Below are 24,296 nucleotides of genomic sequence, written 5' to 3'. Positions count from 1 at the left end.
ACCGCCAATGCATGTCGATCCTGTGCTGTCCGCTTTCGCTGCGGACCCGGCGGCGCAGGCCGGGGCGCAGGATCGCATGCTGGCCGCGCGCGACAGGTGGCGGCACCGTCCGGACGTAGCGCCGGTCCTTGCCGAGTGCGGGCGGCTGGCTGAAGGGGCTAGCTTCGAAAGCTGTAGTCACCTGCGCGCGCTGCTGGATGACGAGGGGGCGCTGCCCTTCGTAAGCCACTGGTTTGTGGCGATGGCGCAGGCGTGGGAAATGGTGCCGCTCGCGCAGCTGCCGTTTCGTCACAGCTATTCCGGAGGCGTGGGTGCGATCCATCTGCACCGTGTGGGGCGCGTGACGCTGGCGGCCTTGCTGGTCGAGCCGCGAGCCGCGGTTGCGCCTGCGACCATCGCCTTCACCGACTGCGAGCGGCGCGAGCGCGTGCTGGCGGGGGAAGGGCAGGCGATCATCTACCGGCATGTCGCGGGCGCGCCACCGCTCGTGCAGCGGCTGTCAGTGCAACCGGGCGCGCAGATCGCGTGCGACGGGGAGCACTCGCGGGCTTTCGTGGCACTCGATGCGCCGCTTGTATTGCTGCGGCTGGCGCGCGATCGCGTGCAGGCGGTGCCGACGAAAGAAATCGAGATCGCGACCGGTCGGATCGTCCATCGCGCGTCCGCCAGCCTTGCCGAGGGGCGGGCGCAGCTTGCCGCAGCTCTGCTTGGAGCCATGGGGCGGCGCGATGCGGCGACCACGCTGGCCGATTATGCGAGCGGCGAGGCGGGAGGCTGTGGACAAACTGGCGAAGGTGCGCGGTGGGAAGCGATGCGCAACGCCCTCGCGCTCGATACAGCAACCGGATTCGCGGCATTGTGCGAGATAGCGGACCGGCCCGAGGACCCACTCCAGCCGCAGGCCGCCGCACTTCGTCACAGCCTGCGCACAGCTTATCCACAGCTTGCCCAGTGGCGGAGGGACCGGTGCCGCGCGAGCTGACACCTGCGGTCTCATGGCCGCTATCGCTGCATGAGTGCCTTGCGCGCATCGATCGCGTGGGCTTCGATCTGCGTGACGAAGCTTCGCTTCGCAACGCTGCCGAAGCGCTTGCGGGACTGGCCGTCAATCGCACGTTTCTCGGCGACCTACTGATCGAGCAGATGTCCGGTACGATGCCTGAATCGGCCACTGCCTATGGGCCGCAGGCGATCATGCTGGCCGGGCCGCGTAACGGCTACTTCGTGCGCGCCAATATCTGGCCGGCGCGCGACGATCCGGCTTTCCGCTCGAGCGGCGCGGCAAGCTTCGCTTATGGCCTGCCACACGACCATAATTTCGACTTCCTGACGGTCGGCTATTTCGGGCCGGGCTATGTCAGCGATTATTGGGAATACGACTATGCCTCGGTCCGCGGTGAGATGGGCGAGCCGGTCGACCTGCGCTTCATCGAACGCTCGGCGTTGCACGAGGGCAGGGTGCTCCACTACCGCGCGCATCGCGACGTGCACTGCCAGCACCCGCCACGGAGCCTTTCGGTATCGCTCAACATATGCGCGGCGGGCCCGGCGCAAGGATGGTTCGACCAGTATCGCTTCGACACCGATACAGGGCAAATCGCGGGCATACTGAACCCGGGCGCGAACGAGGTGATGCTGCGGCTCGGCGTGGCGCTGGGGGCGGAAGGCGCGCAGGATTGCGCGGTACATTTCGCGCAGCATCACCCCAGTGCAGCTATCCGCCGGGTGGCGGGCCAGCTGGCTGGCTAGATCAGCGGATCGTTGGAAGCCGCGTCGATCGCAGCCTGCAGGATGACCGAGGCCGCTTCAGCGTCGATCCGCTCGGCGCGCTTGCGGCGGCTCACGTCCAGTCCGATCATCGCGTCATCTGCGCTCTTGGTCGACCAGCGCTCGTCCCACAGCAGCACCGGCAGGCCGAACGCTTCGGCAAGGTTGCGGGCATAGGCGCGGCTGGCCTGCGCGCGCGGCCCTTCGCTGCCATCCATATTGCGGGGCAGGCCGATCACGATCCCGCGAATCGCGCGCCCGTCCATGATGCTGCGGAGCTCTTCGCGGTCGCGGCCGAACTTGCCGCGCGGGAGCGTCCTGAGCGCGTTGGCGAACCGCCAACCTGCATCGCAAACCGCCACGCCGATCGTCTTGGTGCCCAGGTCCAGCCCGATCAGGGCGCCGCCATCGGGCAGCGCATCGGCCAAGCCTGCGGCACTTTCGCCTACGAGTTCGCGGCTGTCCATTCACGCACCCGCGTCACCGCGTCTTCCTGCACGTTCCGCCAGAACAGCGGGATATCGTAGACATGATAATTGCGCCCGGGGAGGACGGCAGACCCCATTTCCGGCGGATCGCCGATCCGCAGGACGCCCTGTTCGTCGCACCGCGCGCCGACCGCGCCGGCCACCAGTTCGCCCGAGGCGAGGTCTTCGCTGGGCACCAGCGTGCCCTTGTTGTCGTCAGCCGGGGCGGCGCTGCTCTGGAAGCCGGTGATCGGGTTGACGCACAGGATCGCGCCATCGCCGCGCAGTTCACCGTCGAAACCAGGGCTCGCCTTGTAGCGGCTGAGCAGCTGGGTGGGGTCGCCATCATCGGCAAAGCTCACCCAGCTGAGGATGCAGCCGGCCTGGTTGGCGCGCTCGCACCCGGGCAGCGGAAGTACCGGCAGATCGTGGTCCAGCGAGATCGGCCAGCCGACCGCGTAGACGGCGGCGATCCGGTTCTCGAGCTCGCGGCCCTTCACGCGCTCCCGCAGCAGGCGGAGCAGGTGGAGCGAGCCCTGGCTGTGCCCGGCGAGTATGATCGGGCGGTCTTCGGCCACGCTTTCGAGGAAATAGTCGAACGCCTTCTCGACATCGCGATAGGCCGCATCGATCGCCTGTTCGGCTTCAGGCTTGTCGGTAATGAATGCGCCGACGGTGGCCTGGCGATACTTGGGCGCCCAGATCTCCGCCGCACTGTTGAACGGGCTCGCGAGCCCGCGCAGGAACAGCCTCGCGCGCTGTTCGGCCTCTTCGTTGCCGAACGCCGCGTTCCAGCGGATATCGCGATCCATATTGGTCGGGATGTAGCTGGTCGGGTGGACGAAGAAGACCGCGAAGGGCGGGGCATCCGTGGTCTCTTCGGCGGTGATCCGGCGCGATCCCGCCTCGCTCGCCTGCTCGACCAGCGTAGCTTCGCCACTTTCCCGGGGCAGCGGGTTCTGGGTCTCGGCGATTGCGGGCTGGTAGCGCGAGGGATCATTGGTGCCGATCCCGGGTCGCGAATACCACATGTCGGGGTCGTTATAGGCGTTGTCGGCCAGCGGGTCCTGCTCGACGAACGCGGTATTCGGGACGAAGGCGATCTCGGTCGCCTTGTCGGACCAGTAATTGAGCGCGAATAGGCCGGCGATAACCAGCACGGTCATCGTGGCGACGAAGTAGAGAAATGCGCGTACCATATCGTCCCCGTCTTATACCCCTTGCGAGAGGTTCGGCGGTGTCAGTTCGACCGGCGCGAGCCCGGCTCTCGCGCGTTCCTCCGCGCTGGCGGCGGCCTGGGCCGCGTCGTTCGCTTCGGACCGGCGGACCAGCGCGACCTTCAGCATCGCGAGCAGCGGGTCGGCCAGCAGCAGGCCGATGATGCCGAACAGGATGCCCATGATCAGCTGCGCACCCAGCACCAGCGCGGGCGGCAGGTCGACCGTCTTGCGCGCGATCATCGGGATGACGACGTAGCCGTCGAAGGTCTGGACAACGAAATAGATCGCGACCGCGGCAATCCCGGTTTCGACCCCTGCCGAAAATCCGACGATCGCCATCAGGATGCCGGAGATCAGCGCGCCCAGATTGGGGATGAACGCAAGCAGGCCGGTCAGGATGCCGAGCAGCGCGGCCATCGGCACACCGAAAAGCTCCAGTGCGATCCAGGTGAAGAACCCTTCGAACACCATCCCGACCACGCGGCCAGCCATCAGACGCCGCATGGTATCGGCCATCTGCGCAAGCGTCTTTCGCAGTTCGCCGCGTTCGCCGCGGGGAGCCATCCATTCGACGCCGCGCTCGTACAGATTGGGCTCCAGGGCGACGTAAATACCGATAACCAGGATGATCGCGGTTGTGCCGATCGCGCCCGCGATACCGCCGATCGCCCGGGTGACGGTGCCCACACCGCTGACGGCCGGATTGAGGAGCGATTGCGCGTCCGACAACGAGATGGCCAAGCCGTTGGCGCGGGCCAGTGCGATCAGCCGGTTCAGCTGTTCTTCCACGATCGAGGGAAGGGTGGCTGCCTGTTCGGCAATCTGGGAACCCGCGAAGTAGCCCAGCCAGAGCAGAAACCCGACTGCCGCGAGCAGTACGATCGCGATACGCAGCTGACGGGGCAGGGGGACGTAGCGGCCAATCAATCGGGATCCGCCATCCACGAGCGATGCAAAGACGAGCGCGGCGAAAATCACCAGCAGCGACTGCGAGATGTAGATGGCCAGCGCTACCAGGCCGATCACGCTGACCCAGATCAGCGCCTTGTTGACCTCGTGTCGAAGTCGCGGGCTGGCGATATAGGCGGGGCTGGCACCGCCCCACTCATCCGCATCGATGCTTGCCGGCACGGTTGCGGGCGTCTGCTCGCTTCCCTGGTCGTCGGATGTGGTGTCCTTGCCCATCGAGCGCGGTCAGTCCGCTACCGCAGGGGTTTCGGTGTGGGTCGGTCGCAGGGTCGTAAAGGCCCGGTCGCCGCGCATGGCGCCGAACCAGGTGAGCGGATTCCAACTGGCCGTCCCGTCGAGCGAGAAGGTGATGAATTCCGCGCGGCCACCAATATTGGCGAGCGGCACCGGGCCGCCGAGGCCCTGCTGGGCGATGCTGGCCCGGCTATCGGCCGAATGGTCGCGGTTGTCGCCCATTACGAAGACGGCATCGTCGGGGACGAGAATCTCGTCGTAATTGTCGAGCTGCTGGTCGGGCAGGGCATCGATGATCAGGTAGCTCACGCCATTGGGCATGGTCTCGCGCATCACCGGCACCTGGCACTTCTGGACGCCGTCGGGCCTCGTGACGACCTGGAAACCCGGCTCCACGCAGGGGGTGTTGAGATCGTAGGGCAGCAGCATGTCGGGCTCGACTTCCTGCTTCACTGGTTTCCCGTTGAGAATGATTTGCCCGTTGCTTACCGCGATCCGGTCTCCCGGAAGGCCGACCACGCGCTTGATGTAGTCCTCGCTGCGCTCGGGATGCACGGGGATCACGATGTCGCCGTATTCGGGGGTCCCGCCGAACAGGCGCCACTGGCCGCGTGGCAGCAGGTGGAAGGTGATCGAGGCCCACGAGTAGCCGTAAGGATACTTGCTGACGATCAGCCTGTCGCCGACCAGCAGGTTGGGCATCATGCTGGGGGAGGGGATATAGAACGGCTTAGCGACAAAGCTGTGGAACGCCAGCACGGCCAGCAGCATAAGCGCGAGCCCGCGGAATTCGGCGAACCAGTTGACCTTGTCGTCTTCGCTGGCGGTCTTGCTTTTGCTCATGCCGGTAACATTGCTCATTGGGGAAAGGCCTCGATAATCACGAAGGCCTGTGCCCATGGGTGATCGTCGGTGAGGGTAAGGTGAACATGCGCCACATGGCCCGCAGGCGTGATTTGCGCAAGCGCCTTGGCGGCACCATGTGCCAGTTCGAGAGTGGGCGCACCCGAGGGGGCGTTAACCACCCCGATGTCCTTCATATAGACGCCGCGGCGAAACCCCGTGCCGACCGCCTTGGAGAACGCCTCCTTCGCGGCGAACCGCTTGGCGTAGGTGCCGGCAATGGTGAAGGGCCGCCGCCGCGCCTTGGCGCGCTCCTTCTCGGTGAAGACGCGGTTTTCGAACCGCTCACCATAGCGGTCGAGCGAGTTCTGGATCCGCTCGATATTGCACAGGTCGGAGCCGAGGCCGATGATCATGGTGCTCTCTCCAGAAGAGTTGGCCTCACCGCGCTTCGTCCATCAGCTCGCGCATCCGGCGGATTGCGGGTTCAAGGCCGGTGAAAATTGCCTCGCCCACCAGGTAGTGCCCGATATTGAGCTCGGCGAGCTGGGGAATCGCGGCAATCGGTTGCACGTTGTCGAAGGTCAGTCCGTGGCCCGCATGGGGTTCGATCCCGTTCTTCACCGCCAGTGCCGCCATGTCCGCAATTCTCTTCAGCTCGACCGATCTCTGCTCGCCGGTTGCGTGCGCATATTCGCCGGTGTGGAACTCTACCACAGGCGCGCCGAGACGCATTGCCGCTTCGAGCTGTGCTGGATTCGCTTCGATGAACAGCGAGACGCGGATGCCCGCATCGGTCAGCTGCGAGACGATCGGCGCGAGCTGGTTGTGCAACCCTGCGGCATCGAGCCCGCCTTCGGTCGTGCGCTCCTCGCGCTTTTCGGGGACGATGCAGGCCGCGTGCGGATTGTGGCGCAGCGCAATCGCCAGCATTTCCTCAGTCGCCGCCATTTCGAGGTTGAGCGGCAGGTTCGTCGCATCCTGGATGCGCTTCAGATCGTCGTCGCGGATATGGCGGCGGTCTTCGCGCAGGTGCGCGGTAATGCCGTCGCCGCCCACCGCAGCGACGATTTCCGCCGCGCGCACGGGATCGGGATGATCGCCGCCGCGCGCATTACGGATCGTCGCGACGTGATCGATATTGACGCCGAGTCTCAGTTTGCTTCGGGCCAGCTGTTCGCTCACCCCTTGCGGCTCCCCGGCTTGGTCACCGGGACGGCCTTGAGCTCGTCGGGCACTTCGTCGTCCGCATAGGTCGGGAAGGAAAGCTGGATCAGCGGGATGAAGGGCACGCCGAGGTCGACCGTGCCGGAAGAACGATCGACCAGCGCGGCTTCGGCGATCACTTCGCCACCTTCGCGCTTCACCGCCTCGATCGCTTCCATGCTCGATTTGCCGGTGGTGACCACATCCTCGACCATCAGCACCTTGGCGCCTTTTTCCAGCGCGAATCCCCGGCGCAGTTCGAACGTGCCTTCGGGCCGTTCGAGGAACATCGCGTTCTTGCCGAGTGCGCGGCCCATTTCGTGCCCGATGATGAGCCCGCCCATTGCCGGGCTGACCACGGCGTCGATCTTGCCGCGAATGTCGCGGGGGATCTTCTGGCTGAGCGCGAAAGCCATGCGGCTGGCGCGTTCCGGGTCCATCAGAACCCTTGCGCATTGCAGGTAATGTGCGGAGTGGCGACCGGAACTGAGCAGGAAATGCCCTTCCAGCAGCGCGTCGCAGGCGCGCAGTTCGCCGATGATCTCTTCGTCCGTCATCCAGGGCGGTCCTTCGGGTTGATTGAACAGGTCTTGCGCCGAACGCATTGGACGACCCGTGAATTCCCGTCTAGAGGCGCTTGAGAGTCGCGGCAAGCGCGCCTATAGCGCGAGCCCAAAATCACGTGCAGTCGCCTGTTCAGGCCATCTGCGCGGTTCTCTGCAAGGTTCGAAGGAAGCAGACCGACAATGCCGATTGCCGCCGCCTATCGCGATATCCGCCGTCTTGTGATCGGGCTTCTCGCCCTTGCCGGCCTTGCCTTTGCTGTGCAGGGCCTTTCCGCCGCAGTGCCCACCGTGGCCGCGCCGGATGCCGCCGCAGAGGCGGGCGAGACCACCGATGCCACCGACGCAGACGCCGCAGCGGGCGCGGGCGATGCCGCTGCCGATGCGGAGGGTTCCTACGAATATTACGGCCCCGAGATGATCAAGGGCCAGCCGACCGCCTTCGAAGACGATGCGTGGAAGAGCATGCACTTCCAGGATCAGTACACCGAGGATGGCCGGTACGCGCTGGGGATGAACAACTACATCCTCATCCCGGTGATCGTGGCGATCAGCGCTTTCGTGTTCTTCCTGCTGCTGGTGGTGGTGGTCCGCTATCGCCGCCGCGAGGGCCGCGAGCCGTCGCGCACCACGCACAACACGCTGATCGAGGTGATCTGGACCATCGTGCCGGTGATCGTCCTCGTCGTTATCGCGGTGCCGTCGATCACGCTGCTCGCACGGCAGTACAAGACGCCGCCGGCAGACGCGATCACCATCAAGGCGACCGGCTACCAGTGGTACTGGGGTTATACCTATCCCGACCAGGGCGGGTTCGAAGTGATTTCGAACATGCTGCCCAAGGAAGAAGCGCTGTCGCGCGGTGAGCCGGCCCAGCTGGCCGTCGACAACCGCATGGTCGTGCCGGTCGGCGTGCCGCTGCGCATCCAGACCTACGGCGCGGACGTGATCCACTCGTTCTCGGTACCTAGCCTGTGGTTCAAGCTGGACGCGATTCCGGGCCGCCTGAACGAGCGTCTGCTGACGATCGAGGAGCCGGGTATCTATTACGGCCAGTGCTCCGAACTGTGCGGCGCGCGCCACGGCTACATGCCGATCGCGATCGAAGCGGTGCCGATGGACCGCTTCCGTCAGTGGGTCGCCTCCAAGGGTGGCAGCTTCGGCGAAGAAGCCGAGACGGAAGAAGGCGTCGATATCCAGACCCCCGCGAGCGCCGTTGAGGGCGCGCCTGCCGCAGGCGATGGCGTGACCGCTGCAGACGATGGCAATGCGCCGTCGGTGCCGGCCGGCGCTTCCGATGCGGACGGGGCCCAAAGCACCAATTGACGGCGCCCGCCCTTCAAGCAATTTGACCGAATAGCAGAACCGAAGAGATCAAGAGCGACATGGCTACCACCGCTGACACCTTCCAGGCCCACCCGGACGAGCATCATCACCATGATGCCGACCACAAGCCGGGCTTCTTCGCCCGCTGGTTCATGTCGACGAACCACAAGGACATCGGCACGCTCTACCTGATCTTCGCGATCATGGCTGGCCTGATCGGCGGTGCGATCTCGGGCATCATGCGCGCCGAGCTGGCGGAGCCTGGCATCCAGGTCCTCAGCATGGTTGCGCCGTGGCTCGGCGCCGATCCCGCGCAGATGGACCAGACGCTCCACCTGTGGAACGTGTTCATCACCGCGCACGGGCTGATCATGGTGTTCTTCATGGTCATGCCCGCGATGATCGGCGGTTTCGGCAACTGGTTCGTCCCGCTGATGATCGGCGCGCCGGACATGGCGTTCCCGCGCATGAACAACGTGTCGTTCTGGCTGACCGTGGCGGGCTTCTGCTCGCTGCTGTTCTCGATGTTCGTTCCCGGCGGCGTCGGGCCGGGCGCGGGTACCGGCTGGACGGTGTATGCGCCGCTTTCCACCAGCGGTTCGGTCGGCCCGGCGGTCGACTTCGCGATCTTCTCGCTCCACCTCGCAGGCGCGGGTTCGATCCTGGGTGCGACCAACTTCATCACCACCATCTTCAACATGCGCGCGCCGGGGATGACCCTGCACAAGATGCCGCTGTTCGTGTGGTCGGTGCTGGTCACCGCCTTCCTGCTGCTCCTCTCGCTGCCGGTGCTCGCAGCCGCGATCACGATGCTGATCACGGACCGTAACTTCGGCACGACCTTCTTCGATCCGGCCGGTGGCGGCGATCCCGTTCTTTACCAGCACCTGTTCTGGTTCTTCGGCCACCCCGAAGTGTACATCATGATCCTGCCGGGCTTCGGCATGATCAGCCAGATCGTGGCGACCTTCAGCCGCAAGCCGGTGTTCGGCTACCTCGGCATGGCCTACGCCATGGTCGCGATCGGCGTCGTCGGCTTCATCGTGTGGGCGCACCACATGTATACCGTCGGTCTCGACGTGAACACGAAGATGTACTTCACCGCTGCCACGATGGTCATCGCAGTCCCGACGGGCGTGAAGATCTTCAGCTGGATCGCGACCATGTGGGGCGGCTCGATCGAGTTCAAATCGCCGATGGTCTGGGCGATGGGCTTCATCTTCCTGTTCACCGTGGGCGGCGTGACGGGAGTCGTGCTCGCCAATGGCGGCGTCGACGATAACCTTCACGACACCTACTATGTGGTCGCGCATTTCCACTACGTGCTCTCGATGGGTGCAGTCTTCTCGATCTTCGCGGGCTTCTACTACTGGTTCCCGAAGATGAGCGGGCGGATGCACTCCGAACTGTTGGCCCATATCCACTTCTGGGTGTTCTTCATCGGCGTGAACCTCGTGTTCTTCCCGATGCACTTCCTCGGCGTGAACGGGATGCCGCGCCGCATCCCCGACTATCCGGGCCAGTTCGAGTTCTGGAACCACATCTCGACCCTCGGCTACATGATCACCGCGGTTTCGGTCGGTATCTTCTTCGTCAACCTGATCTACGCCTTCACGGTCGGACGTAGGGCCGAAGGGAACTACTGGGGTCCGGGTGCGACGACGCTCGAATGGACGCTGTCGAGCCCGCCGCCGTTCCACCAGTTCGAGACGCTGCCGGTGATCGAAGACCACCACGATTACCACGATCACCTGTCGCAGACCGGCGACGGCCAGCCGACCACGGCGTGATCGAGTTGCACCGTTCCGCGGGGGATACTCGCGGGCGGGTGGCAGAATTGGCGATCCGGTTCGGCACGACGCCGTGCCGGATCGCCCGCGACAACGACTGAGCCATGACCACGACCACCACTCTTCTGACCCCGACCGCAGCGACGCCGATGTCGAGCCACTGGCGCGACTTCTACGCGCTGACGAAGCCGGGCGTCGTGCGTCTCGTCGTGTTCACGGGGCTGTGCGGGCTGCTGGCTGCGCCCGGCAGCATCAATCCCGTGCTCGGTTTCACCGCCATCCTGTGTATCGCGCTGGCAGCGGGCGGCGCGGCTGCCTTCAACCAGTGGTACGAGTCCGATCTCGACGCGCGGATGAAGCGCACTGCCAAGCGCCCGATCCCCTCTGGTCGCGTCAGCAGGAACGATGCGCGCGATTTCGCCGCCGTCCTGTGCGGTGCCTCGGTGCTGACGATGGGGCTTGCGATCGGCTGGCTCGCCGCCGCGATCCTCGCGGTGTCGATCTTCTACTACGTCGTCGTTTACACGATGTGGCTCAAGCCGCGCACGCCGCAGAACATCGTGATCGGGGGCGGGGCAGGTGCCTTTCCGCCGCTGATCGGCTGGGTCGCGGTTTCGGGCGACATCACGCTGACCCCGGTCCTGCTGTTCGCGATCATCTTCTTCTGGACGCCGCCGCATTTCTGGGCGCTCGCGATGTTCGTAAAGAGCGATTATGCGAAGGCGGGCGTCCCGATGATGCCGGTCGTCCGTGGCGAACGGGCCACGCGCCACCAGATCCTCGCCTATTCGATCTTCATGGTCCCGCTGGCCGCCGCGCCCTGGTATCTCGGTACGGCGGGTATGCTCTATGGGGTCGTCTCGCTGGTGCTGACCGGCTTCTTCGCCCTTCTTGCAGTGCCGGTAGGCACGCGCACGACTGGGCAGGACGACACCATGAAGCCCGAAAAGCGTCTGTTCGCCTACTCGATCATCTACCTGTTCGCGCTGTTTGCGGCGCTGGTGGTCGATCGTCTGGCGCAGAATGCAGGGCTAATCGCAGGAGCGACCGGATGAGCGAAGAGAACCGTCCACCCCGCATGACGCCGGAGGAAGAGGCTCGTTTCAAGGAAGCGCGCAAGGGCCGCAATCTCGCCATCGGCGGGGTGCTGCTGTTCTTCGCGATCCTGTTCTACGCCATCACCATCGTCAGGATGGGTGACTAATGGCGAGTGCGGCGATCGAGAACGCGGGCCGTACGCTCGAAAAGAAGAACCTTCGCATAGGGGTGATGGCGTTCTTCATGGCGGCCGTGATGGTCGGCATGGGCTTTGCCGCGGTGCCGCTTTACCGCATGTTCTGCCAGGTCACCGGGTTCGGCGGGACGACGCAGGTTGCATCCGAAAGCGACGCGGCCATTGCAGAGCGTATTGCCAAAAGTTCCGGCGCGCCGCCGATCTCGATTCGTTTCGATGCCAGCACGGCGAGCGGGATGCCGTGGACCTTCCGGCCGGAGCATACGACCGACACCGTGCAGATCGGCACGCGCGACCTCGCCTTCTTCATCGCGCGCAACAATTCGAACGTGCCGATTACCGGAACGGCGACCTTCAATGTCGAGCCGGAACAGGCCGCACCCTATTTCAACAAAATCCAGTGCTTCTGCTTTACCGAGCAGACGTTGCAGGCCGGCGAGGAAGTACGCATGCCCGTGCTGTTCTATGTCGACCCGGCGGCGCTGGACGATCCCAACATGGAAGGGGTGGAGCAGATCACCCTGAGCTACACCTTCCACCGCAAACCGTCCGAAGACAGCTGACCCTCTGGACCGCGGCTGTCCGCCCCGGTAAGGGCGGAGCCGCTGAATAGGAAAGACGAAAAATGGCCGGCGCCAAGAACCACGATTATCACATTCTCGCCCCCGACATCTGGCCCTTCATGGGTGCGCTGTCGGCGCTCGTCTTCACGACCGGCATGGTGTTCTACATGCACAACGACGTCTTGTCGGGCTGGCAGGTGATCCTGGGGCTGGGCATTGCCGGCCTGATCGCGACCTTCTGGGGCTGGTTCTCCAAGATCGTGAAAGAAGCGCAGGCGGGCGATCACACGCCGGTCGTGCAGCTGCACATGCGCTACGGGATGATCCTGTTCATCCTGTCCGAAGTGATGTTCTTCGTGGGCTGGTTCTGGGCCTTCTTCGACTTCGCCCTGTTCCCCGCGCCGCTCCAGTCGATCGGCGAGGGCCTGTGGCAGAACGTGATCGGTCAGGAAGGCGCGGCGCTACTCGCTACCTTCCCGCCCGAAGGGCTGCACGTGATCGATCCGTTCGACCTGCCGCTGATCAACACGCTGATCCTGCTGTGCTCGGGCACCACGGTCACCTGGGCGCACCACTGCCTGATCAATGGCGACCGCGACGGCCTGAAGCTGGGCCTGTGGGCCACGATCGCGCTCGGCGTGCTGTTCACCTGCATCCAGGCGTACGAATACATGCACGCGCCGTTCGGCTTCGGTGGCAACACCTATTCGAGCGCGTTCTACATGGCCACGGGCTTCCATGGCTTCCACGTGCTGGTCGGGACGATCTTCCTGATCGTGTGCCTGCGCCGCGCCTATCTGGGCCACTTCACGCCCCGCCAGCACTTCGGCTTCGAAGCGGCTGCGTGGTACTGGCACTTCGTCGACGTCGTGTGGCTGTTCCTGTTCATCAGCGTCTACGTCTGGGGTGGCTGGGGCGCCGAAGTTCATTGATGAGCCGGTGATGACCGATGCTGGCCGCAGGGCCGACACGAAGGGGCAGCCCGCAGTGCGCGTGGCTGCCCTTTTCGCTCTTGGTTGCGAACTGAACGTCTCTCTGAAATCCGGAAAAGGCCCCGCTGCGGGCGAAGCGTGATGATGAATAGCCTACGCCGATTGCCGCCCGTCGCCACGATCATCGTGCTGCTCGCCGTTGCGATCATGATCGCGCTCGGCTTCTGGCAGCTGGGCCGCGCGGACGAGAAGGACGCGCTGCTGGCGCGCTACGCCGCGGCAGGCTCGAACGAGGAGCCGGTCGCCTGGCCGGGCGATGACGCCGACGCCCTCGAACAGCGACTCTACCGGCGCAGTTCGGTAGAGTGCGCGCGCGTTACCGAACTGACCGCCGTAGCCGGCACCAACGCGCGCGGATCGAAGGGTTGGGCGCAGATGGCCGAATGCGAGCTAGCCGGCGGAGGCACGGCGCGGATCGCCTTGGGCTGGACCCGTGTGCCGAACGGGCCGATCTGGAACGGGGGCGAGGTGACGGGAATCCTCGCGCCGGGCCCGCGCCTCGTGGCCGATCCGCCGCGTGCAGGCCTGCTCCCGCTCCAGCGGCCCGATCCTTCCGAACTGCCCAACAACCACATGGCCTATGCCTGGCAATGGTTTCTCTTCGCGCTCACCGCGCTGGTGATCTACGGCCTTGCGGTGAGAAAGCGGGTGCTGGGGCAATCCTCGCGGACCGTGCGGCAAAGCGCGCCCCGGGACGAGGGGCAGGGTGAAGTAGAGGAAAGCTGATGCGCTATGTTTCCACTCGCGGGACCGCACCCGTGCTCGATTTCGAAGGCGTGACGCTGACCGGTCTCGCCAGCGACGGCGGGCTCTACCTGCCCGTGGAATGGCCGCAATTCTCCGGCGAAGAGATCGCCGCGATGCGCGGGCTGCCCTATGCCGAACTCGCCGTGCGGATCATGGCTCCGTTCGTGGAAGGCAGCCTGTCCGAAGACGAGCTGCGCGAGCTGTGCGCGAAGGCCTATGGCGGGTTCGATCATGCGGCCGTCACGCCGCTGGTCCAGCTCGACGCGCAGCACTGGCTGCTCGAACTGTTCCACGGGCCCACGCTGGCCTTCAAGGACGTCGCGCTGCAATTGCTCGGCCTGCTGTTCGAAAGGTTTCTGAAGAAGCGCGAGCGCCCGCTGACGATCATCGGCGCGACCAGCGGCGATACCGGTTCGGCCGCGATCCATGCCGTGGCTGGGCGCGACAATGTCGAAATCTTCATGCTCCATCCGGTAGGCCGGGTGAGCGAGATCCAGCGCCGCCAGATGACCACGGTGAGCGCAGGCAACGTGCACAATATCGCGATTCGCGGCAGTTTCGACGATGCGCAGGCGATGGTGAAGCGCATGTTTGCGGACAGCGTGCTGACCGACACGCTCGATATCGGCGCGGTCAATTCGATCAACTGGGCGCGGCTGATGGCGCAGGTGGTCTACTACTTCGCCGCCGCGCTCCAGCTGGGCGCGCCTGAGCGCAAGGTGGCGTTTTCGGTCCCCACCGGCAATTTTGGCGACGTCTTCGCGGGCTATGTCGCGGCCAAGATGGGCCTGCCGGTCGAGCGGCTGATCGTTGCGACCAACAAGAACGACATTCTGGCCCGCGCGATCCGCGACGGGGATTACTCACGCGGTGAAAGCTTCGCCACGATCACCCCGTCGATGGATATCCAGGTCAGTTCCAATTTCGAACGCCTGCTGTTCGAAGCGAACGGACGCGATGCTGGCGCGCTCGCCGCGCAGATGGCGGGTTTTGCCGAGACCGGCCGCCTCGCACTCGATCCGCAGCAGCGCGAGGCGATTGCGCAGATGTTCGCCGCCGAACGGGCGACGCCCGAAGAAACGCTGGCGGTGATGCAATGGGCGCACGCAAAGTGCGGCGAGGTGATCGATCCGCACACGGCGGTGGGCCTGCATGCAGCGCGCGCACTGGCCGGAGAACTTGAGCCGCAGGCACCGATCGTCACGCTCGCCACCGCGCACCCGGCGAAATTCCCCGACGCGGTGGGGCAGGCGATTGAACGCGAGGCTCCGTTGCCTGCACGCGTGGGCGATCTGTTCGCGCTGGAGGAGCGTTACGAGACGCTGCCCGGCGAATACGAGGCGGTGCGCGATCATATCGCCGGCGCGGCGGCGCGCTGATGGCCCGGCTGCGCCTCGAACCGCGGCTGATGATCGGCGAGCCCTGGGCGGACTACGGGCTGGTCGACAGCGGGCACGGCCGCAAGCTTGAGCGCTTCGGCCGGTACCGCTTCGTCCGGCCCGAGCCGCAGGCGATGTGGAGCCCGCGCGACAGCGACTGGCACGCGGACGGCGAATTCGTCCCCGGTGCGGACGAGGATGGCGGTGGCCGCTGGGATCTGTCGCCGGAAGTCGCCGATTCGTGGGAGCTCGCATGGGACGACGTGCGCTTCCGCGCGCAGTGCACCCCCTTCCGCCACCTCGGCTTCTTCCCCGACATGGCCCCGGTGTGGGAATGGATGCGCGGCGAGCTGGCGGGCAGACCGGATGCGCAGACGCTCAACCTCTTCGGCTATACCGGCGTCGGCACGCTCGCGCTTTCGCAATGCGGCCCGGTCACCCATGTCGACGCGAGCAAGAAATCGGTTGCGCAGGCGCGCGACAATGCCGCGCTCGCCGGAATGGAGGACCGCCCGGTCCGCTGGCTGGTCGATGATGCGGCCAAGTTCGCTGCGCGCGAGGTCCGGCGGGAGAACCGCTACGACGGGATCATCCTCGACCCGCCAAAGTTCGGCCGCGGGCCAAAGAACGAGACGTGGCGGATCGAGGAAGGCCTGCCTGCGCTGATCGCCGATTGCCGCCGCCTGCTCGACGAGAACAGCCGGTTCCTGTTCCTGACCGTCTATGCCGTGCGGATGAGCAGCCTTGCGCTCGCCGCGCTGCTCGACGAAGCTTTTGCCGATGCGCCGGGCACGATCGAACACGGCGATCTGGGCGTGCGCGAAGAAGGGGAGGGGCGTGTCCTCCCGACCGCGATCTTCGCGCGCTGGACCAATCCGGCCTGATAGGAAAACCATGACCGACACCCTCATCCTGCGCGTTGCCGATATCGAGACCGATGTCCTCACCGGCATTTATTCCGAAGAGACGGGCAAGCCGCAGCCACTGCGGATCACGATCGAGGTGCGGATGAAACCGCAGCCGCGCTACGAGGCGGACACCACGCTCGATGCGAGCAAGAATTACATGGACCTGCGCCATGCCGCGGTCGAAGGCCTGCCAGAAGGCGTGCATTTCAAGCTGATCGAAGCGGTGGCGGACCATATCTGCGAAACGCTGTTCCTGCAGGACCAGCGGATCGAGGCGGTCAGCGTGCATATCGTGAAGCTGGCGATCGGCATCGGGGCCGAGAAGATCGGCATCACGCTGCACCGCGAGCGGCCTTGAGGTGGCCACCCCCGCACCCGCGATGATCCGGGTGGAGCCGCTGCCCGAACCCGCGCTCGATGCCGCGGCGGCGTTTCATGCCGGCTATGTCGAACAGGTGCGCAGCGCTGCGGCCCACAGCGAATTCGTAATGGTGCTGATGCAGCCCGCTCCGTTCGATCATGCCGACTGGCGGCGGGCCGCTGCACGCGATCTCGCGCGCGCGCATCCGGACAATTGCATCAATATCGTCGCGGGCCTTGAAGGCGGTGCGATGGCGCGGATGGTGGAATTCCTCGCCCGTGCGCCCGCCATTACCGGGCAATATCTGCCGCTTGCGGACACCGCCCCTTGCGAGAGCGGCAGCGATGGCCGACTTGGGGATGATGACACGGACGATTGATCGCCTCGACGCAGGCGCCCGGAGCACGGGCGCGCCGCTGGTCGACACGCACCAGAGGCGGATCACCTACCTGCGCCTGTCGGTCACCGATCGCTGCGACCTGCGCTGCACCTATTGCATGCCCGAGCGGATGCAGTTCCTCCCCAAGGCGGAGGTCCTGTCGCTCGAAGAACTTTACGTGCTGGCGCGCAGCTTCATGGCACGCGGCGTGCGCACGATCCGCCTGACCGGCGGCGAGCCGCTGGTGCGGCGCGACTGCGTCGATCTGGTGCGCGCGATCGGCCGCCATGTCGGGTCTGAGCTGGACGAGGTGACGCTGACCACCAACGGCACCCAACTTGCCGGCCACGCCGATGCGCTGGCGAGGGCAGGGGTGCGGCGGATCAATGTCTCGCTCGACACGCGCGACCCGGCGACGTTCCGTGCGCTTTCGCGCCGCGATGCGTTGCCCCAAGTGCTCGAAGGGATCGCCGCTGCGCGCGATGCCGGGATGAAGGTCAAGCTCAACACCGTGGCCATGCGCGGGGTGAACGACGCCGAGCTTCCCGATCTGATCGCCTGGGCGCACGAACAGGGCCATGCGATCAGCCTGATCGAGACCATGCCGCTGGGCGAGGTGGACGAGCGCCGCGAGGACCGCTTCGTTTCGCTGTCCGATGTCCGCCGCGATCTCGAGTCGCGCTGGACGCTGCGCCAGAGCGGTGCGCGCACGCCCGGCCCTTCGCGCTATTTCGACATCGAGGAAACTGGCGGGCGGATCGGCTTCATCACGCCGATGAGCGAGAATTTCTGCGCGGACTGCAATCGCCTGCGGGTGACTGCCACGGGCCAACTCTACCCCTGTCTCGGCGGGGGAGAGCGGGTCGATTTGCGCGCGGCGCTACGCGCCGATTCGCCGGATCGGTTGGTTGCCGAGGCGCTGGACCGAGCGATGGCGATTAAGCCCTATGCCCACGATTTCCGCATCGGTGCCGGGATCGGGCCCGCGCAGCCGCGTCACATGTCTATGACCGGAGGATAGGATAGTCGTCCAATGACCGTGCGTGTCGTATTTTTGGGCCCCCTGCGCGATCTCGCAGAGACGGAGCAGCTCGATCTGCCCGCACCCCTGTGCTGGGAAGGATTGCTCGGCGCGGTTCCACGCGTCGTGGCGGATCGGCTGAAGGATTCGCAAATCCACGTGGCCTCCGGCGGGACATTGCTGTCCGACAAGACCACGCTGATGGCGCAGGCAGGTGAAGAGGTGGCTTTGTTGCCTCCGGTAAGCGGCGGCTGATGGCACGCCTGTCGCTCGAATCCCCCGCCGATGTGCGTCTGCTCGAAAGCGGGCTCTCGGTGGGCGAGGCGCTGGCCGCGTTCAACGCCGCGCACCCCGAGGCAGGCGGAGTCGCGACCTTCCTCGGCAAGGTGCGGCCCGATGAGGACGTCCGCGTCCTCGAACTCATGCATTACGAACCGCTGACCCTGCCGGGCATGCGCGAGCTTGCCGACACGGCGCTTACCCGCTGGCCGCTCGATGGCGTGCTCGTGTGGCACAGGGTCGGCGTGATGCGCCCGGGTGGGGGAATCGTGCTGGTCGCGGCTGCGGCGCGCCACCGGCGTGATGCCTTCCACGCGGTCGATTTCCTGATGGATTATCTCAAGAGCGCCGCGTGGCTGTGGAAGCGCGAAAAGCGGGCCGATGGCTGGCACTGGGTCGAGCCGCGCGCGACCGACTTCGCGGACCGCAACCGGTGGCAGTGAAAATAATCGAATAGCCGACGGGACTTGATCCAGATCAAGGTGCGGATGCGCGCCCTGGGGCAAAAGCTTCTCACACATAGTGAGGAGCAAGATCATGTCGGAACGCCTGCACAGCGAACTCGTCGCCGAAAAGGCGATTGTCCATAAGGAACTGCCCGGGCAGCATGCGCTGTTCGAAGAGCACGATCTGGGCCTGCGCGAAGCGATCTCGGCTTACCAACCGCCCGTAGCGGCGGCGGCGTTGCCGAACCTGCGACAGGACGTCGACCGGACCTTCGAGATGCCCACCGCGCTCTATGCGACGACCGTGGCGCTCTACCTCGGCTTCATCGCGGTGCTGGGCTTCGGCCTCTCCACCCCGGGCCTTGCCCTGCCGATGGCGATCTTCGCGTTCTTCATAGTGGCTCTGTTCGCGGCACCCGCGCTGTGGCTGAAGGCCGCTCCGGTGCGCACCAGCAAGCCCAAGACGATCGGCCAGCTGATGCAGGGCGGAATTGCGACCCATACCGGGCTGCTCAAGGGCCGCGACGCGGTCGTGCAGATGATGATCTTGCCGGTCCTCATCGTGGCCTGGGGCATGACCGTGCTGGTGATCGCGGGAATTGTCGCTGCCTGATGGGGGTACATCGGCGCGACAGGCGCGGGGGCGGCCACCGCCCCCGCGCTTTTTTGTGCGACTAACGCGGGGCGAGTTCGCTCAGCACCGCGTCTTCCTGGGTAAGCAGCGCGCCAATCGCGTCGCGCGAGGACACGATCTCGTCAATCGGCTCGTCTGCCACCGATCGCGTGGCGACCAGCGTGTCGAGATCGGCCAGCGGGATTGCGGTTCTCGCGCGGATCGAGCGGAGATTTGCGTAGGCGACCTCGGCACGGCCCCAGCTCTTGGAGCCGACCGAGCCGCGCCCGCGCAAGGCGGCGCGGGTGGCGGGCACCGCGCGCTCGAAATCGGCATGCGCTTCGCGCGCCATGGCCTCCAGCTGCGCGACCCGTTCCGCGAGATCGGAAGAGAGTTCCGGCGGCGGCGGCGGCGCAGGCGCGGGCTCGGCAGGGTCGAACTGGCCTTCCACGCCGTCTGCGCCGGTCTCTGCGCCTGTTTCCATTCCCGCGCAGTCTCCACCGGCGGCGGGATAATGGCCGGTCGCCCGCTCCGCATCGCGGATCGCGAGCGAGGGGTAGGCGCTGTCGGGCGCGGTGGCGCAGGCCGCGAGGGGCAGGGCGCTGGCAAGCGCGATCGCTATGCGGTAGGCGTTCATGCCGGTGTCCTTAGCATGCGCTGGGGCTGGCGGTAGGGGCGATGGCGTGTTTGGTGGCTTTTCTCGCGCCCCCGGCGTTGACTTTGCCCAGACCATACCGTAAGCGCGCCTTTCTTTGGGGGGCACACTGATGTGTTGCCTGCCGATACGCTTTCCCGTTAGGGTTGGCGTCACAGCAAAACGATTGAAAGTGTTGAAACCGATGTTCGCAGTGGTGCGCACGGGCGGCAAACAATACCGGGTTGCCGCCGGAGACAAAATCGCGGTCGAGAAGCTTGCTGGCGAAGCCGGCGACACGATCACCCTGGGCGACGTCCTGCTCGCAGGCGAAGGCGACAGCCTGGCCGATGCCGGCAAGGTGTCCGTCTCGGCGGAAATCATCGCCCAGGCGAAGAGTGAAAAGGTGGTCGTCTTCAAGAAGCGCCGCCGTCACAACTATCGCCGCAAGGCCGGCCATCGCCAGCAGATGACGCTGCTGCGCATCCTCGATGTGGGTGAAGGCAGCAAGAAGGCTGCCGCGAAGCCCGCCGCGAAGAAGGCCGACGCAGCGCCTGCGGAAGACAAGCCCGCAGCCAAGAAGGCCGCGCCGAAGAAGACCGCAGCCACCAAGGCTCCGGCCAAGAAGGCTCCCGCCAAGAAGGCGGCGGACAAGGATTCGGGCGACGCGTAAGCGCGCGGCCCCACGTAGGTAAGGACCAGGACCAATGGCACATAAGAAAGCAGGCGGCTCTTCGCGCAACGGTCGCGATTCGGCAGGCCGCCGCCTCGGCGTGAAGAAGTTCGGCAGCGAAGGCGTTGTCGCGGGCAACATTATCGTGCGCCAGCGCGGGACCAAGTTCTATGCGGGCAGCAATGTCGGCATGGGCAAGGACCACACCCTCTTTGCACTTACCGACGGTATTGTACGCTTCCACGACGGGAAGCTTGGCCGCAAATACGTATCGGTCGACATGCTGGCGCAAGCGGCAGAATAAGCGGACGGTTCACGAACAGGGCCGTCCAACGAGGCGGCCCCGCCGGAGGTAGCATCCGGCCATCGAGGGAGAGGGGGCCGGCCCCGTCTCCCTTTTTTCGTCTCCCTCGTCGGTTCGGTTCTTTCAGGAAGGACCGGGCCCGGGGAGACGTCACGATGTTTCACAGAAGCGAACGGCTGCTGTTGCGGCCACCCTGGCCCGAAGACTGGCAGGCGGTGCGCGCAGGCATCGCCGACGAGGGCATCGTGCGCAATCTCGCGACCGCGCCGTGGCCCTATGCCGATTCGGACGCGCGCGAATGGTGCGCGACGCCCTTCGCAGGCCACGCCCCGCGTTTCGTCATCACCCTTGCCGACACCGGCGAAGTGATCGGCTGCATCGGAATCGGTCCGCTCCCGCCTGAAGAGGGCGGCGGAGACGGCACGATGGAGATGGGCTACTGGATCGCCCGGCGGCACTGGGGCTGCGGCTATGCCGGAGAGGCCGCCCGCGCGATGGTCGAGATCGCCCGTGCCACCGGCCATCCGCGGGTCGTCGCGAGCCATTTCCTCGACAATCCCGCATCGGGCCGGGTGCTGCGCAAGGCAGGCTTCTGCCCGACCGGGAAGACCGGCGGGCATTACAGCCTCGCGCGCGGCTACGAAGCGCAGACGATCGGCTACGCGCTCGAACTGGAAGTGGAGCGTGCGCTGCCGGCGGCGGCGTGATGCCGTGCGCCGTCCCGCCTGATCTTCGGATCAGGCGGGCAGCAGCGCGTCTGCATAATCGCCCTCGTACTTGCCGATAAGTTCGCGATCGTCGTGGTCCCACGGATGGAACCCGGGCCGGAAGTAGTCGAGCCAGGCGGGGAAGCAGCGGCGCAGCACGCCGGGCGAGCCGAACAGGTACTTCGCCAGCCCCCAATGGGCCTGCGCACCCGTGATCCCGTCCTGCGCCAGCAGCTCGGTCGCATCAATCCAGCGGTTGTTGATGAAGCGCCGCGTCACCTCAAGCATGATGATGCTGCGGCGCAGGTAGCGCTGGAGGCCGCTCCACTCGCGAGTCGCGTGGTTCCATACGTCGTAGGCGACGCCCTTGTGCTCGATCTCCTCGACCGCGTGCCATTCCCACATCTTGCGCACTTCCGCGTCCGAATCCGCGAAATGCTGCGGATTGGCGAGGAATTCGTGCGCCATCATCGCGGTATAGTGTTCCAGCGCCATGGTCACGCCGAGCTTGGCGATCGCGGGCCGGCCCTTGGCCAGCTCCAGCAGTTCGGCGGTGCGCCGGTCGACCATGTCCATGTCGTAACCCGCATCGGCGGCGAGGCGATTGAACGCGATGTGCTCGCGCGTGTGGTTGATCTCCTGCTTCACGAAGGCCCGGATCTCGCCTGCAAGCTTGGCATCGGTGCCTTCGCGGAAGGCCTTTACCGATTCGATGAAGAAAGCCTCGCCGCGCGGAAAGGTGCCCGACAGCGCATTGTGCCAGGCGGTGCCGAAGGGCTCGCCCGCCCACCAGCGCGGCGGCGTGCTCGTGCGGTTGAAGCGCTCGTCGCGAACGGTGACCGCGGCGGGATCGGGAAGGGCAGGGTGGGGTGCGGTCATGATGACGAATCCATACTATCTGCTGCGTGGCGCCAGTCTAACTTACACCAATGTCAGTAGCATTAACAGACATGTCAGTAGGAGGTTCCTTGCTGCGCAGGCCCCGCCAGACTACGAAACCGCGATGGCAACCCGTAAACGTCTGAGTCCCGAGGAATCGCGCGCCGGAGCGCTCGAAGCTGCCCGCAATCTGCTGATCGAGGCCGGGCCGCAGGCCGTAACCCTGAAAGCCGTTGGTGCGCGTGTCGGGCGCACCCATGCCAATCTGCTGCACCACTTCGGGTCTGCGGCGGGGCTGCAGCACGCGCTGGGCGCCTATCTGGCGCAGAACGTGTGCGACCGGATCGCGGCGACAATCCGCGCAGGCAGGGTGGGCGCCGCGTCCCCACGCATGATCGTCGATCAGGCCTTCGACGCTTTCGATGGCGAGGGCGGCGGCGCGCTGGTCAGCTGGCTGCTGGCCACAGGGCACGAGGACGCGCTCGATCCTTTCGCAAAAGCGATCCACGAGATGATCGAGACGATCCAGGCGGAAGAGCAGGGCACCGGCCACCCGGCGGATCGCGATGCGCTGGAGGCGACGCTGACGGTGGTGCTGCTGGCGCTGGGCCAGTCGCTGATAGGATCGCCGCTGGCATCCGCACTCAAACTGCCTGACCAGACCGCCCGCGACATTGCCGAGCGGTTCGTGGTCGACTCGCTCGCGGAATCGGGCCGGACAGCGGTCTAGCCTCGCCGCTTCGTGTTACCAATGCACCGATGCGCATACGTCGGCCCGGACTTGATCCGTGCCAGTGCTTTCCTTCTGGTTCGCAGAAAAGAAGCGGCACCGACCCCGGGTCAGACCCGGGGTGACGCGTAATTTTGCGATTGCCGCTACTCCGCCGCCTCGAGACGCATCCACGATGGCACGACGTCGGCAGGAATATCCGCCACCCGGAGGTGATCGACGGCAAGTCCCAGATCCGGATATGCGGCCTTGCGCCGCTTTTCCTCGGACCGGTCGAGCGGGACCACCACCAGCCGTCGGTTGACCTTCTGGCGCCAGTTCATTCGCGCGGTGTTTTCCTGCCCGATATAGCAGCCCTTGGAAAAGCTGACCCCGTGCAGTTCCACCGCATTGGTTTCCAGCCACAGGATGTCGCCCAGCTCGGCCCGGCCCTCCGGCACGCCGAGCGAGAGGCGGTGCGCCAGCCATGCCGCGTCGGCAGGCTCGCCGTGGTCGGCAGGCGCGATCCATCGGGCGCCGAGATCGCGCAGGCGCGGGTCGGCCGGGTGCGGCCCGGCCGGTTCGGCGCTCCAGTGCACCGCCAGGCTCTCGTCACGCACGATCTCGATCTTGCGGCGCAGGCGGTAGAGCGACAGGCGTTTGGCCAGGTCGTCCGCCACATCCGCCTCGCAATCCAGCAGGATCGTCGCACCATGCTCACCCGCGCGGCCCGGCCACACGATCATGTCGAACATCGTCTTGCCCTGCGCGCTCAGCAGCGCGGCATAGGCGGGCAGGGTCCCGGTGACGTCGTTGGTCAGCAGGCCCTGCAGGAACCCGGCGACATCTTCCCCCGGTTCGGTCGGGCTGAGGCGGATCACGGCGCGGTTTTCGAGGCGGGTTGAGGTCATGCAGGGGAGATAGGGGCGGTGCACGTCTCACGCCAGCCCGCTGTCCTACATCTGGCTGCGCCGGTAGTGTCGCGGGGATGAGCATCCATCCGACTTTGCCGCCGCTTCTTCCAGCAGGACGGGCGGGGTCGATTTTTTCGCTCCAGGACACTGTGTCAGGTGTGTCAGGGCT

At 65.7% G+C, this 24,296-nt stretch carries 31 protein-coding genes; 21 read left to right on the top strand and 10 right to left on the bottom strand.

Annotated features, from left to right (window positions below):
- Nucleotides 1–7 precede the first annotated feature (7 nt).
- Together ACYQ0L_RS02945 and ACYQ0L_RS02940 are read left to right on the top strand one after the other, a co-directional pair.
- Nucleotides 8–982 (top strand): hypothetical protein, encoded by a 975-nt coding sequence (locus ACYQ0L_RS02945; RefSeq protein WP_459787425.1) that lies wholly within the window; start codon nt 8–10, stop codon nt 980–982.
- Nucleotides 952–1,749: a transposase gene (locus tag ACYQ0L_RS02940; RefSeq protein WP_459787424.1), complete on the top strand. Its 798-nt coding sequence runs from the start codon at nt 952–954 to the stop codon at nt 1,747–1,749. Before ACYQ0L_RS02945 ends, ACYQ0L_RS02940 begins: the two co-directional genes overlap by 31 nt.
- Here the strand turns inward: ACYQ0L_RS02940 and ruvX are convergent.
- From ruvX to pyrE, 7 genes are read right to left on the bottom strand one after another with little or no spacing between them, the layout of a single operon-like run.
- The gene (gene ruvX, locus ACYQ0L_RS02935) at nt 1,746–2,234 is read right to left on the bottom strand and encodes a Holliday junction resolvase RuvX (RefSeq protein WP_459787423.1); all 489 of its coding nucleotides are present in this window, start codon (nt 2,232–2,234) and stop codon (nt 1,746–1,748) included. The two genes, ACYQ0L_RS02940 and ruvX, sit on opposite strands and share 4 nt — an antisense overlap.
- Nucleotides 2,213–3,433: a DUF3089 domain-containing protein gene (locus ACYQ0L_RS02930; RefSeq protein WP_459787422.1), complete on the bottom strand. Its 1,221-nt coding sequence runs from the start codon at nt 3,431–3,433 to the stop codon at nt 2,213–2,215. Before ACYQ0L_RS02930 ends, ruvX begins: the two co-directional genes overlap by 22 nt.
- 12 nt (nt 3,434–3,445) lie before the next feature.
- On the bottom strand, nt 3,446–4,639 hold the full coding sequence (locus ACYQ0L_RS02925) for an AI-2E family transporter (protein ID WP_459787421.1): 1,194 nt from the start codon (nt 4,637–4,639) through the stop codon (nt 3,446–3,448).
- A 9-nt stretch (nt 4,640–4,648) separates the two neighbouring features.
- Entirely contained in the window at nt 4,649–5,518 is an 870-nt protein-coding gene (gene lepB / locus ACYQ0L_RS02920; RefSeq protein ID WP_459787420.1) for a signal peptidase I, read from the bottom strand.
- Nucleotides 5,515–5,916 (bottom strand): holo-ACP synthase, encoded by a 402-nt coding sequence (acpS, locus tag ACYQ0L_RS02915; RefSeq protein ID WP_459787419.1) that lies wholly within the window; start codon nt 5,914–5,916, stop codon nt 5,515–5,517. Before acpS ends, lepB begins: the two co-directional genes overlap by 4 nt.
- A 25-nt stretch (nt 5,917–5,941) precedes the next feature.
- Entirely contained in the window at nt 5,942–6,685 is a 744-nt protein-coding gene (locus ACYQ0L_RS02910; protein WP_459787418.1) for a pyridoxine 5'-phosphate synthase, read from the bottom strand.
- Nucleotides 6,682–7,263: an orotate phosphoribosyltransferase gene (gene pyrE / locus ACYQ0L_RS02905; RefSeq protein WP_459787417.1), complete on the bottom strand. Its 582-nt coding sequence runs from the start codon at nt 7,261–7,263 to the stop codon at nt 6,682–6,684. The genes ACYQ0L_RS02910 and pyrE overlap by 4 nt, the downstream gene beginning before the upstream one ends.
- A gap of 189 nt (nt 7,264–7,452) precedes the next feature.
- On the opposite strand from pyrE, the gene coxB reads away from it, so the two are divergent.
- The 15 genes from coxB (at nt 7,453) to ACYQ0L_RS02830 (ending at nt 19,307) form a co-directional block, all read left to right on the top strand.
- Entirely contained in the window at nt 7,453–8,595 is a 1,143-nt protein-coding gene (coxB, locus tag ACYQ0L_RS02900; RefSeq protein WP_459787416.1) for a cytochrome c oxidase subunit II, read from the top strand.
- A gap of 59 nt (nt 8,596–8,654) precedes the next feature.
- Nucleotides 8,655–10,385: a cytochrome c oxidase subunit I gene (ctaD, locus tag ACYQ0L_RS02895; RefSeq protein WP_459787415.1), complete on the top strand. Its 1,731-nt coding sequence runs from the start codon at nt 8,655–8,657 to the stop codon at nt 10,383–10,385.
- 104 nt (nt 10,386–10,489) lie between these two features.
- Nucleotides 10,490–11,440, top strand: a complete 951-nt coding sequence (locus ACYQ0L_RS02890; RefSeq protein ID WP_459787414.1) for a heme o synthase — start codon at nt 10,490–10,492, stop codon at nt 11,438–11,440.
- Nucleotides 11,437–11,589 carry a hypothetical protein gene (locus ACYQ0L_RS02885; RefSeq protein WP_459787413.1) on the top strand — a complete coding sequence of 51 codons (153 nt, stop codon included), beginning with the start codon at nt 11,437–11,439 and terminating at the stop codon, nt 11,587–11,589. The genes ACYQ0L_RS02890 and ACYQ0L_RS02885 overlap by 4 nt, the downstream gene beginning before the upstream one ends.
- The gene (locus ACYQ0L_RS02880) at nt 11,589–12,182 is read left to right on the top strand and encodes a cytochrome c oxidase assembly protein (protein WP_459787412.1); all 594 of its coding nucleotides are present in this window, start codon (nt 11,589–11,591) and stop codon (nt 12,180–12,182) included. The genes ACYQ0L_RS02885 and ACYQ0L_RS02880 overlap by 1 nt, the downstream gene beginning before the upstream one ends.
- Before the next feature lie 62 nt (nt 12,183–12,244).
- Entirely contained in the window at nt 12,245–13,114 is an 870-nt protein-coding gene (locus tag ACYQ0L_RS02875) for a cytochrome c oxidase subunit 3 (RefSeq protein ID WP_459787411.1), read from the top strand.
- Between the two features lie 144 nt (nt 13,115–13,258).
- The gene (locus tag ACYQ0L_RS02870) at nt 13,259–13,900 is read left to right on the top strand and encodes an SURF1 family protein (protein ID WP_459788030.1); all 642 of its coding nucleotides are present in this window, start codon (nt 13,259–13,261) and stop codon (nt 13,898–13,900) included.
- Entirely contained in the window at nt 13,900–15,300 is a 1,401-nt protein-coding gene (gene thrC, locus ACYQ0L_RS02865; protein WP_459787410.1) for a threonine synthase, read from the top strand. Before ACYQ0L_RS02870 ends, thrC begins: the two co-directional genes overlap by 1 nt.
- Complete coding sequence (locus ACYQ0L_RS02860) at nt 15,300–16,184, top strand: class I SAM-dependent methyltransferase (RefSeq protein ID WP_459787409.1); 885 nt, start codon at nt 15,300–15,302, stop codon at nt 16,182–16,184. The genes thrC and ACYQ0L_RS02860 overlap by 1 nt, the downstream gene beginning before the upstream one ends.
- 10 nt (nt 16,185–16,194) lie before the next feature.
- Entirely contained in the window at nt 16,195–16,566 is a 372-nt protein-coding gene (locus ACYQ0L_RS02855; RefSeq protein ID WP_459787408.1) for a dihydroneopterin aldolase, read from the top strand.
- A gap of 1 nt (nt 16,567) precedes the next feature.
- Nucleotides 16,568–16,948, top strand: a complete 381-nt coding sequence (locus ACYQ0L_RS02850) for a Rossmann fold domain-containing protein (protein WP_459787407.1) — start codon at nt 16,568–16,570, stop codon at nt 16,946–16,948.
- Nucleotides 16,929–17,969, top strand: coding sequence for a GTP 3',8-cyclase MoaA (gene moaA, locus ACYQ0L_RS02845; protein ID WP_459788028.1), 1,041 nt, complete (start codon nt 16,929–16,931; stop codon nt 17,967–17,969). Before ACYQ0L_RS02850 ends, moaA begins: the two co-directional genes overlap by 20 nt.
- A gap of 12 nt (nt 17,970–17,981) precedes the next feature.
- Nucleotides 17,982–18,224, top strand: a complete 243-nt coding sequence (locus tag ACYQ0L_RS02840; RefSeq protein WP_459787406.1) for a MoaD/ThiS family protein — start codon at nt 17,982–17,984, stop codon at nt 18,222–18,224.
- Complete coding sequence (locus ACYQ0L_RS02835; protein ID WP_459787405.1) at nt 18,224–18,691, top strand: molybdenum cofactor biosynthesis protein MoaE; 468 nt, start codon at nt 18,224–18,226, stop codon at nt 18,689–18,691. The genes ACYQ0L_RS02840 and ACYQ0L_RS02835 overlap by 1 nt, the downstream gene beginning before the upstream one ends.
- A gap of 94 nt (nt 18,692–18,785) precedes the next feature.
- Nucleotides 18,786–19,307 (top strand): hypothetical protein, encoded by a 522-nt coding sequence (locus ACYQ0L_RS02830; protein WP_459787404.1) that lies wholly within the window; start codon nt 18,786–18,788, stop codon nt 19,305–19,307.
- A 61-nt stretch (nt 19,308–19,368) separates the two neighbouring features.
- Here ACYQ0L_RS02830 and ACYQ0L_RS02825 read toward each other — a convergent pair whose 3' ends face one another.
- Complete coding sequence (locus ACYQ0L_RS02825; RefSeq protein ID WP_459787403.1) at nt 19,369–19,944, bottom strand: hypothetical protein; 576 nt, start codon at nt 19,942–19,944, stop codon at nt 19,369–19,371.
- Nucleotides 19,945–20,146: 202 nt separating this feature from the next.
- Here ACYQ0L_RS02825 and rplU point away from each other — a divergent pair, with 202 nt between their 5' ends.
- The 3 genes from rplU to ACYQ0L_RS02810 all read left to right on the top strand — a co-directional run bounded on the left by rplU (nt 20,147) and on the right by ACYQ0L_RS02810 (nt 21,625).
- Nucleotides 20,147–20,614: a 50S ribosomal protein L21 gene (gene rplU, locus ACYQ0L_RS02820; RefSeq protein ID WP_459788026.1), complete on the top strand. Its 468-nt coding sequence runs from the start codon at nt 20,147–20,149 to the stop codon at nt 20,612–20,614.
- A 34-nt stretch (nt 20,615–20,648) separates the two neighbouring features.
- Entirely contained in the window at nt 20,649–20,918 is a 270-nt protein-coding gene (gene rpmA / locus ACYQ0L_RS02815; protein WP_010414272.1) for a 50S ribosomal protein L27, read from the top strand.
- A 155-nt stretch (nt 20,919–21,073) separates the two neighbouring features.
- The gene (locus ACYQ0L_RS02810) at nt 21,074–21,625 is read left to right on the top strand and encodes a GNAT family N-acetyltransferase (protein ID WP_459787402.1); all 552 of its coding nucleotides are present in this window, start codon (nt 21,074–21,076) and stop codon (nt 21,623–21,625) included.
- A gap of 30 nt (nt 21,626–21,655) precedes the next feature.
- Here the strand turns inward: ACYQ0L_RS02810 and ACYQ0L_RS02805 are convergent, their stop codons facing one another.
- The gene (locus tag ACYQ0L_RS02805) at nt 21,656–22,504 is read right to left on the bottom strand and encodes a metal-dependent hydrolase (RefSeq protein WP_459787401.1); all 849 of its coding nucleotides are present in this window, start codon (nt 22,502–22,504) and stop codon (nt 21,656–21,658) included.
- A 124-nt stretch (nt 22,505–22,628) separates the two neighbouring features.
- On the opposite strand from ACYQ0L_RS02805, the gene ACYQ0L_RS02800 reads away from it, so the two are divergent.
- Complete coding sequence (locus ACYQ0L_RS02800) at nt 22,629–23,234, top strand: TetR/AcrR family transcriptional regulator (RefSeq protein ID WP_459787400.1); 606 nt, start codon at nt 22,629–22,631, stop codon at nt 23,232–23,234.
- Nucleotides 23,235–23,380: 146 nt separating this feature from the next.
- Here ACYQ0L_RS02800 and ygfZ read toward each other — a convergent pair whose 3' ends face one another.
- Nucleotides 23,381–24,124, bottom strand: coding sequence for a CAF17-like 4Fe-4S cluster assembly/insertion protein YgfZ (ygfZ, locus tag ACYQ0L_RS02795; RefSeq protein WP_459787399.1), 744 nt, complete (start codon nt 24,122–24,124; stop codon nt 23,381–23,383).
- Nucleotides 24,125–24,296: the final 172 nt, after the last annotated feature.

The sequence above is a fragment of the Alteriqipengyuania triglochinis genome (assembly GCF_054655655.1).
This window is presented reverse-complemented; position numbering and strand designations above follow the sequence as displayed.

Excerpts from the sequence above, each read along its gene's own strand:
- ACYQ0L_RS02870 (WP_459788030.1), top strand. The coding sequence starts at position 13,259 with ATGAATAGCCTACGCCGATTGCCGCCCGTCGCCACGATCATCGTGCTG.
- rplU (WP_459788026.1), top strand. The coding sequence starts at position 20,147 with ATGTTCGCAGTGGTGCGCACGGGCGGCAAACAATACCGGGTTGCCGCC.
- ACYQ0L_RS02875 (WP_459787411.1), top strand. The coding sequence starts at position 12,245 with ATGGCCGGCGCCAAGAACCACGATTATCACATTCTCGCCCCCGACATC.
- ACYQ0L_RS02825 (WP_459787403.1), bottom strand. The coding sequence starts at position 19,944 with ATGAACGCCTACCGCATAGCGATCGCGCTTGCCAGCGCCCTGCCCCTC.
- ACYQ0L_RS02830 (WP_459787404.1), top strand. The coding sequence starts at position 18,786 with ATGTCGGAACGCCTGCACAGCGAACTCGTCGCCGAAAAGGCGATTGTC.
- ACYQ0L_RS02860 (WP_459787409.1), top strand. The coding sequence starts at position 15,300 with ATGGCCCGGCTGCGCCTCGAACCGCGGCTGATGATCGGCGAGCCCTGG.
- ruvX (WP_459787423.1), bottom strand. The coding sequence starts at position 2,234 with ATGGACAGCCGCGAACTCGTAGGCGAAAGTGCCGCAGGCTTGGCCGAT.
- ACYQ0L_RS02930 (WP_459787422.1), bottom strand. The coding sequence starts at position 3,433 with ATGGTACGCGCATTTCTCTACTTCGTCGCCACGATGACCGTGCTGGTT.
- ACYQ0L_RS02885 (WP_459787413.1), top strand. The coding sequence starts at position 11,437 with ATGAGCGAAGAGAACCGTCCACCCCGCATGACGCCGGAGGAAGAGGCT.
- coxB (WP_459787416.1), top strand. The coding sequence starts at position 7,453 with ATGCCGATTGCCGCCGCCTATCGCGATATCCGCCGTCTTGTGATCGGG.
- ACYQ0L_RS02840 (WP_459787406.1), top strand. The coding sequence starts at position 17,982 with ATGACCGTGCGTGTCGTATTTTTGGGCCCCCTGCGCGATCTCGCAGAG.
- moaA (WP_459788028.1), top strand. The coding sequence starts at position 16,929 with ATGATGACACGGACGATTGATCGCCTCGACGCAGGCGCCCGGAGCACG.
- ACYQ0L_RS02810 (WP_459787402.1), top strand. The coding sequence starts at position 21,074 with ATGTTTCACAGAAGCGAACGGCTGCTGTTGCGGCCACCCTGGCCCGAA.
- ACYQ0L_RS02805 (WP_459787401.1), bottom strand. The coding sequence starts at position 22,504 with ATGACCGCACCCCACCCTGCCCTTCCCGATCCCGCCGCGGTCACCGTT.
- ACYQ0L_RS02880 (WP_459787412.1), top strand. The coding sequence starts at position 11,589 with ATGGCGAGTGCGGCGATCGAGAACGCGGGCCGTACGCTCGAAAAGAAG.
- ACYQ0L_RS02855 (WP_459787408.1), top strand. The coding sequence starts at position 16,195 with ATGACCGACACCCTCATCCTGCGCGTTGCCGATATCGAGACCGATGTC.
- ACYQ0L_RS02890 (WP_459787414.1), top strand. The coding sequence starts at position 10,490 with ATGACCACGACCACCACTCTTCTGACCCCGACCGCAGCGACGCCGATG.
- ACYQ0L_RS02835 (WP_459787405.1), top strand. The coding sequence starts at position 18,224 with ATGGCACGCCTGTCGCTCGAATCCCCCGCCGATGTGCGTCTGCTCGAA.
- acpS (WP_459787419.1), bottom strand. The coding sequence starts at position 5,916 with ATGATCATCGGCCTCGGCTCCGACCTGTGCAATATCGAGCGGATCCAG.
- ACYQ0L_RS02800 (WP_459787400.1), top strand. The coding sequence starts at position 22,629 with ATGGCAACCCGTAAACGTCTGAGTCCCGAGGAATCGCGCGCCGGAGCG.
- ACYQ0L_RS02945 (WP_459787425.1), top strand. The coding sequence starts at position 8 with ATGCATGTCGATCCTGTGCTGTCCGCTTTCGCTGCGGACCCGGCGGCG.
- ACYQ0L_RS02925 (WP_459787421.1), bottom strand. The coding sequence starts at position 4,639 with ATGGGCAAGGACACCACATCCGACGACCAGGGAAGCGAGCAGACGCCC.
- lepB (WP_459787420.1), bottom strand. The coding sequence starts at position 5,518 with ATGAGCAATGTTACCGGCATGAGCAAAAGCAAGACCGCCAGCGAAGAC.
- ygfZ (WP_459787399.1), bottom strand. The coding sequence starts at position 24,124 with ATGACCTCAACCCGCCTCGAAAACCGCGCCGTGATCCGCCTCAGCCCG.
- thrC (WP_459787410.1), top strand. The coding sequence starts at position 13,900 with ATGCGCTATGTTTCCACTCGCGGGACCGCACCCGTGCTCGATTTCGAA.
- pyrE (WP_459787417.1), bottom strand. The coding sequence starts at position 7,263 with ATGACGGACGAAGAGATCATCGGCGAACTGCGCGCCTGCGACGCGCTG.
- rpmA (WP_010414272.1), top strand. The coding sequence starts at position 20,649 with ATGGCACATAAGAAAGCAGGCGGCTCTTCGCGCAACGGTCGCGATTCG.
- ctaD (WP_459787415.1), top strand. The coding sequence starts at position 8,655 with ATGGCTACCACCGCTGACACCTTCCAGGCCCACCCGGACGAGCATCAT.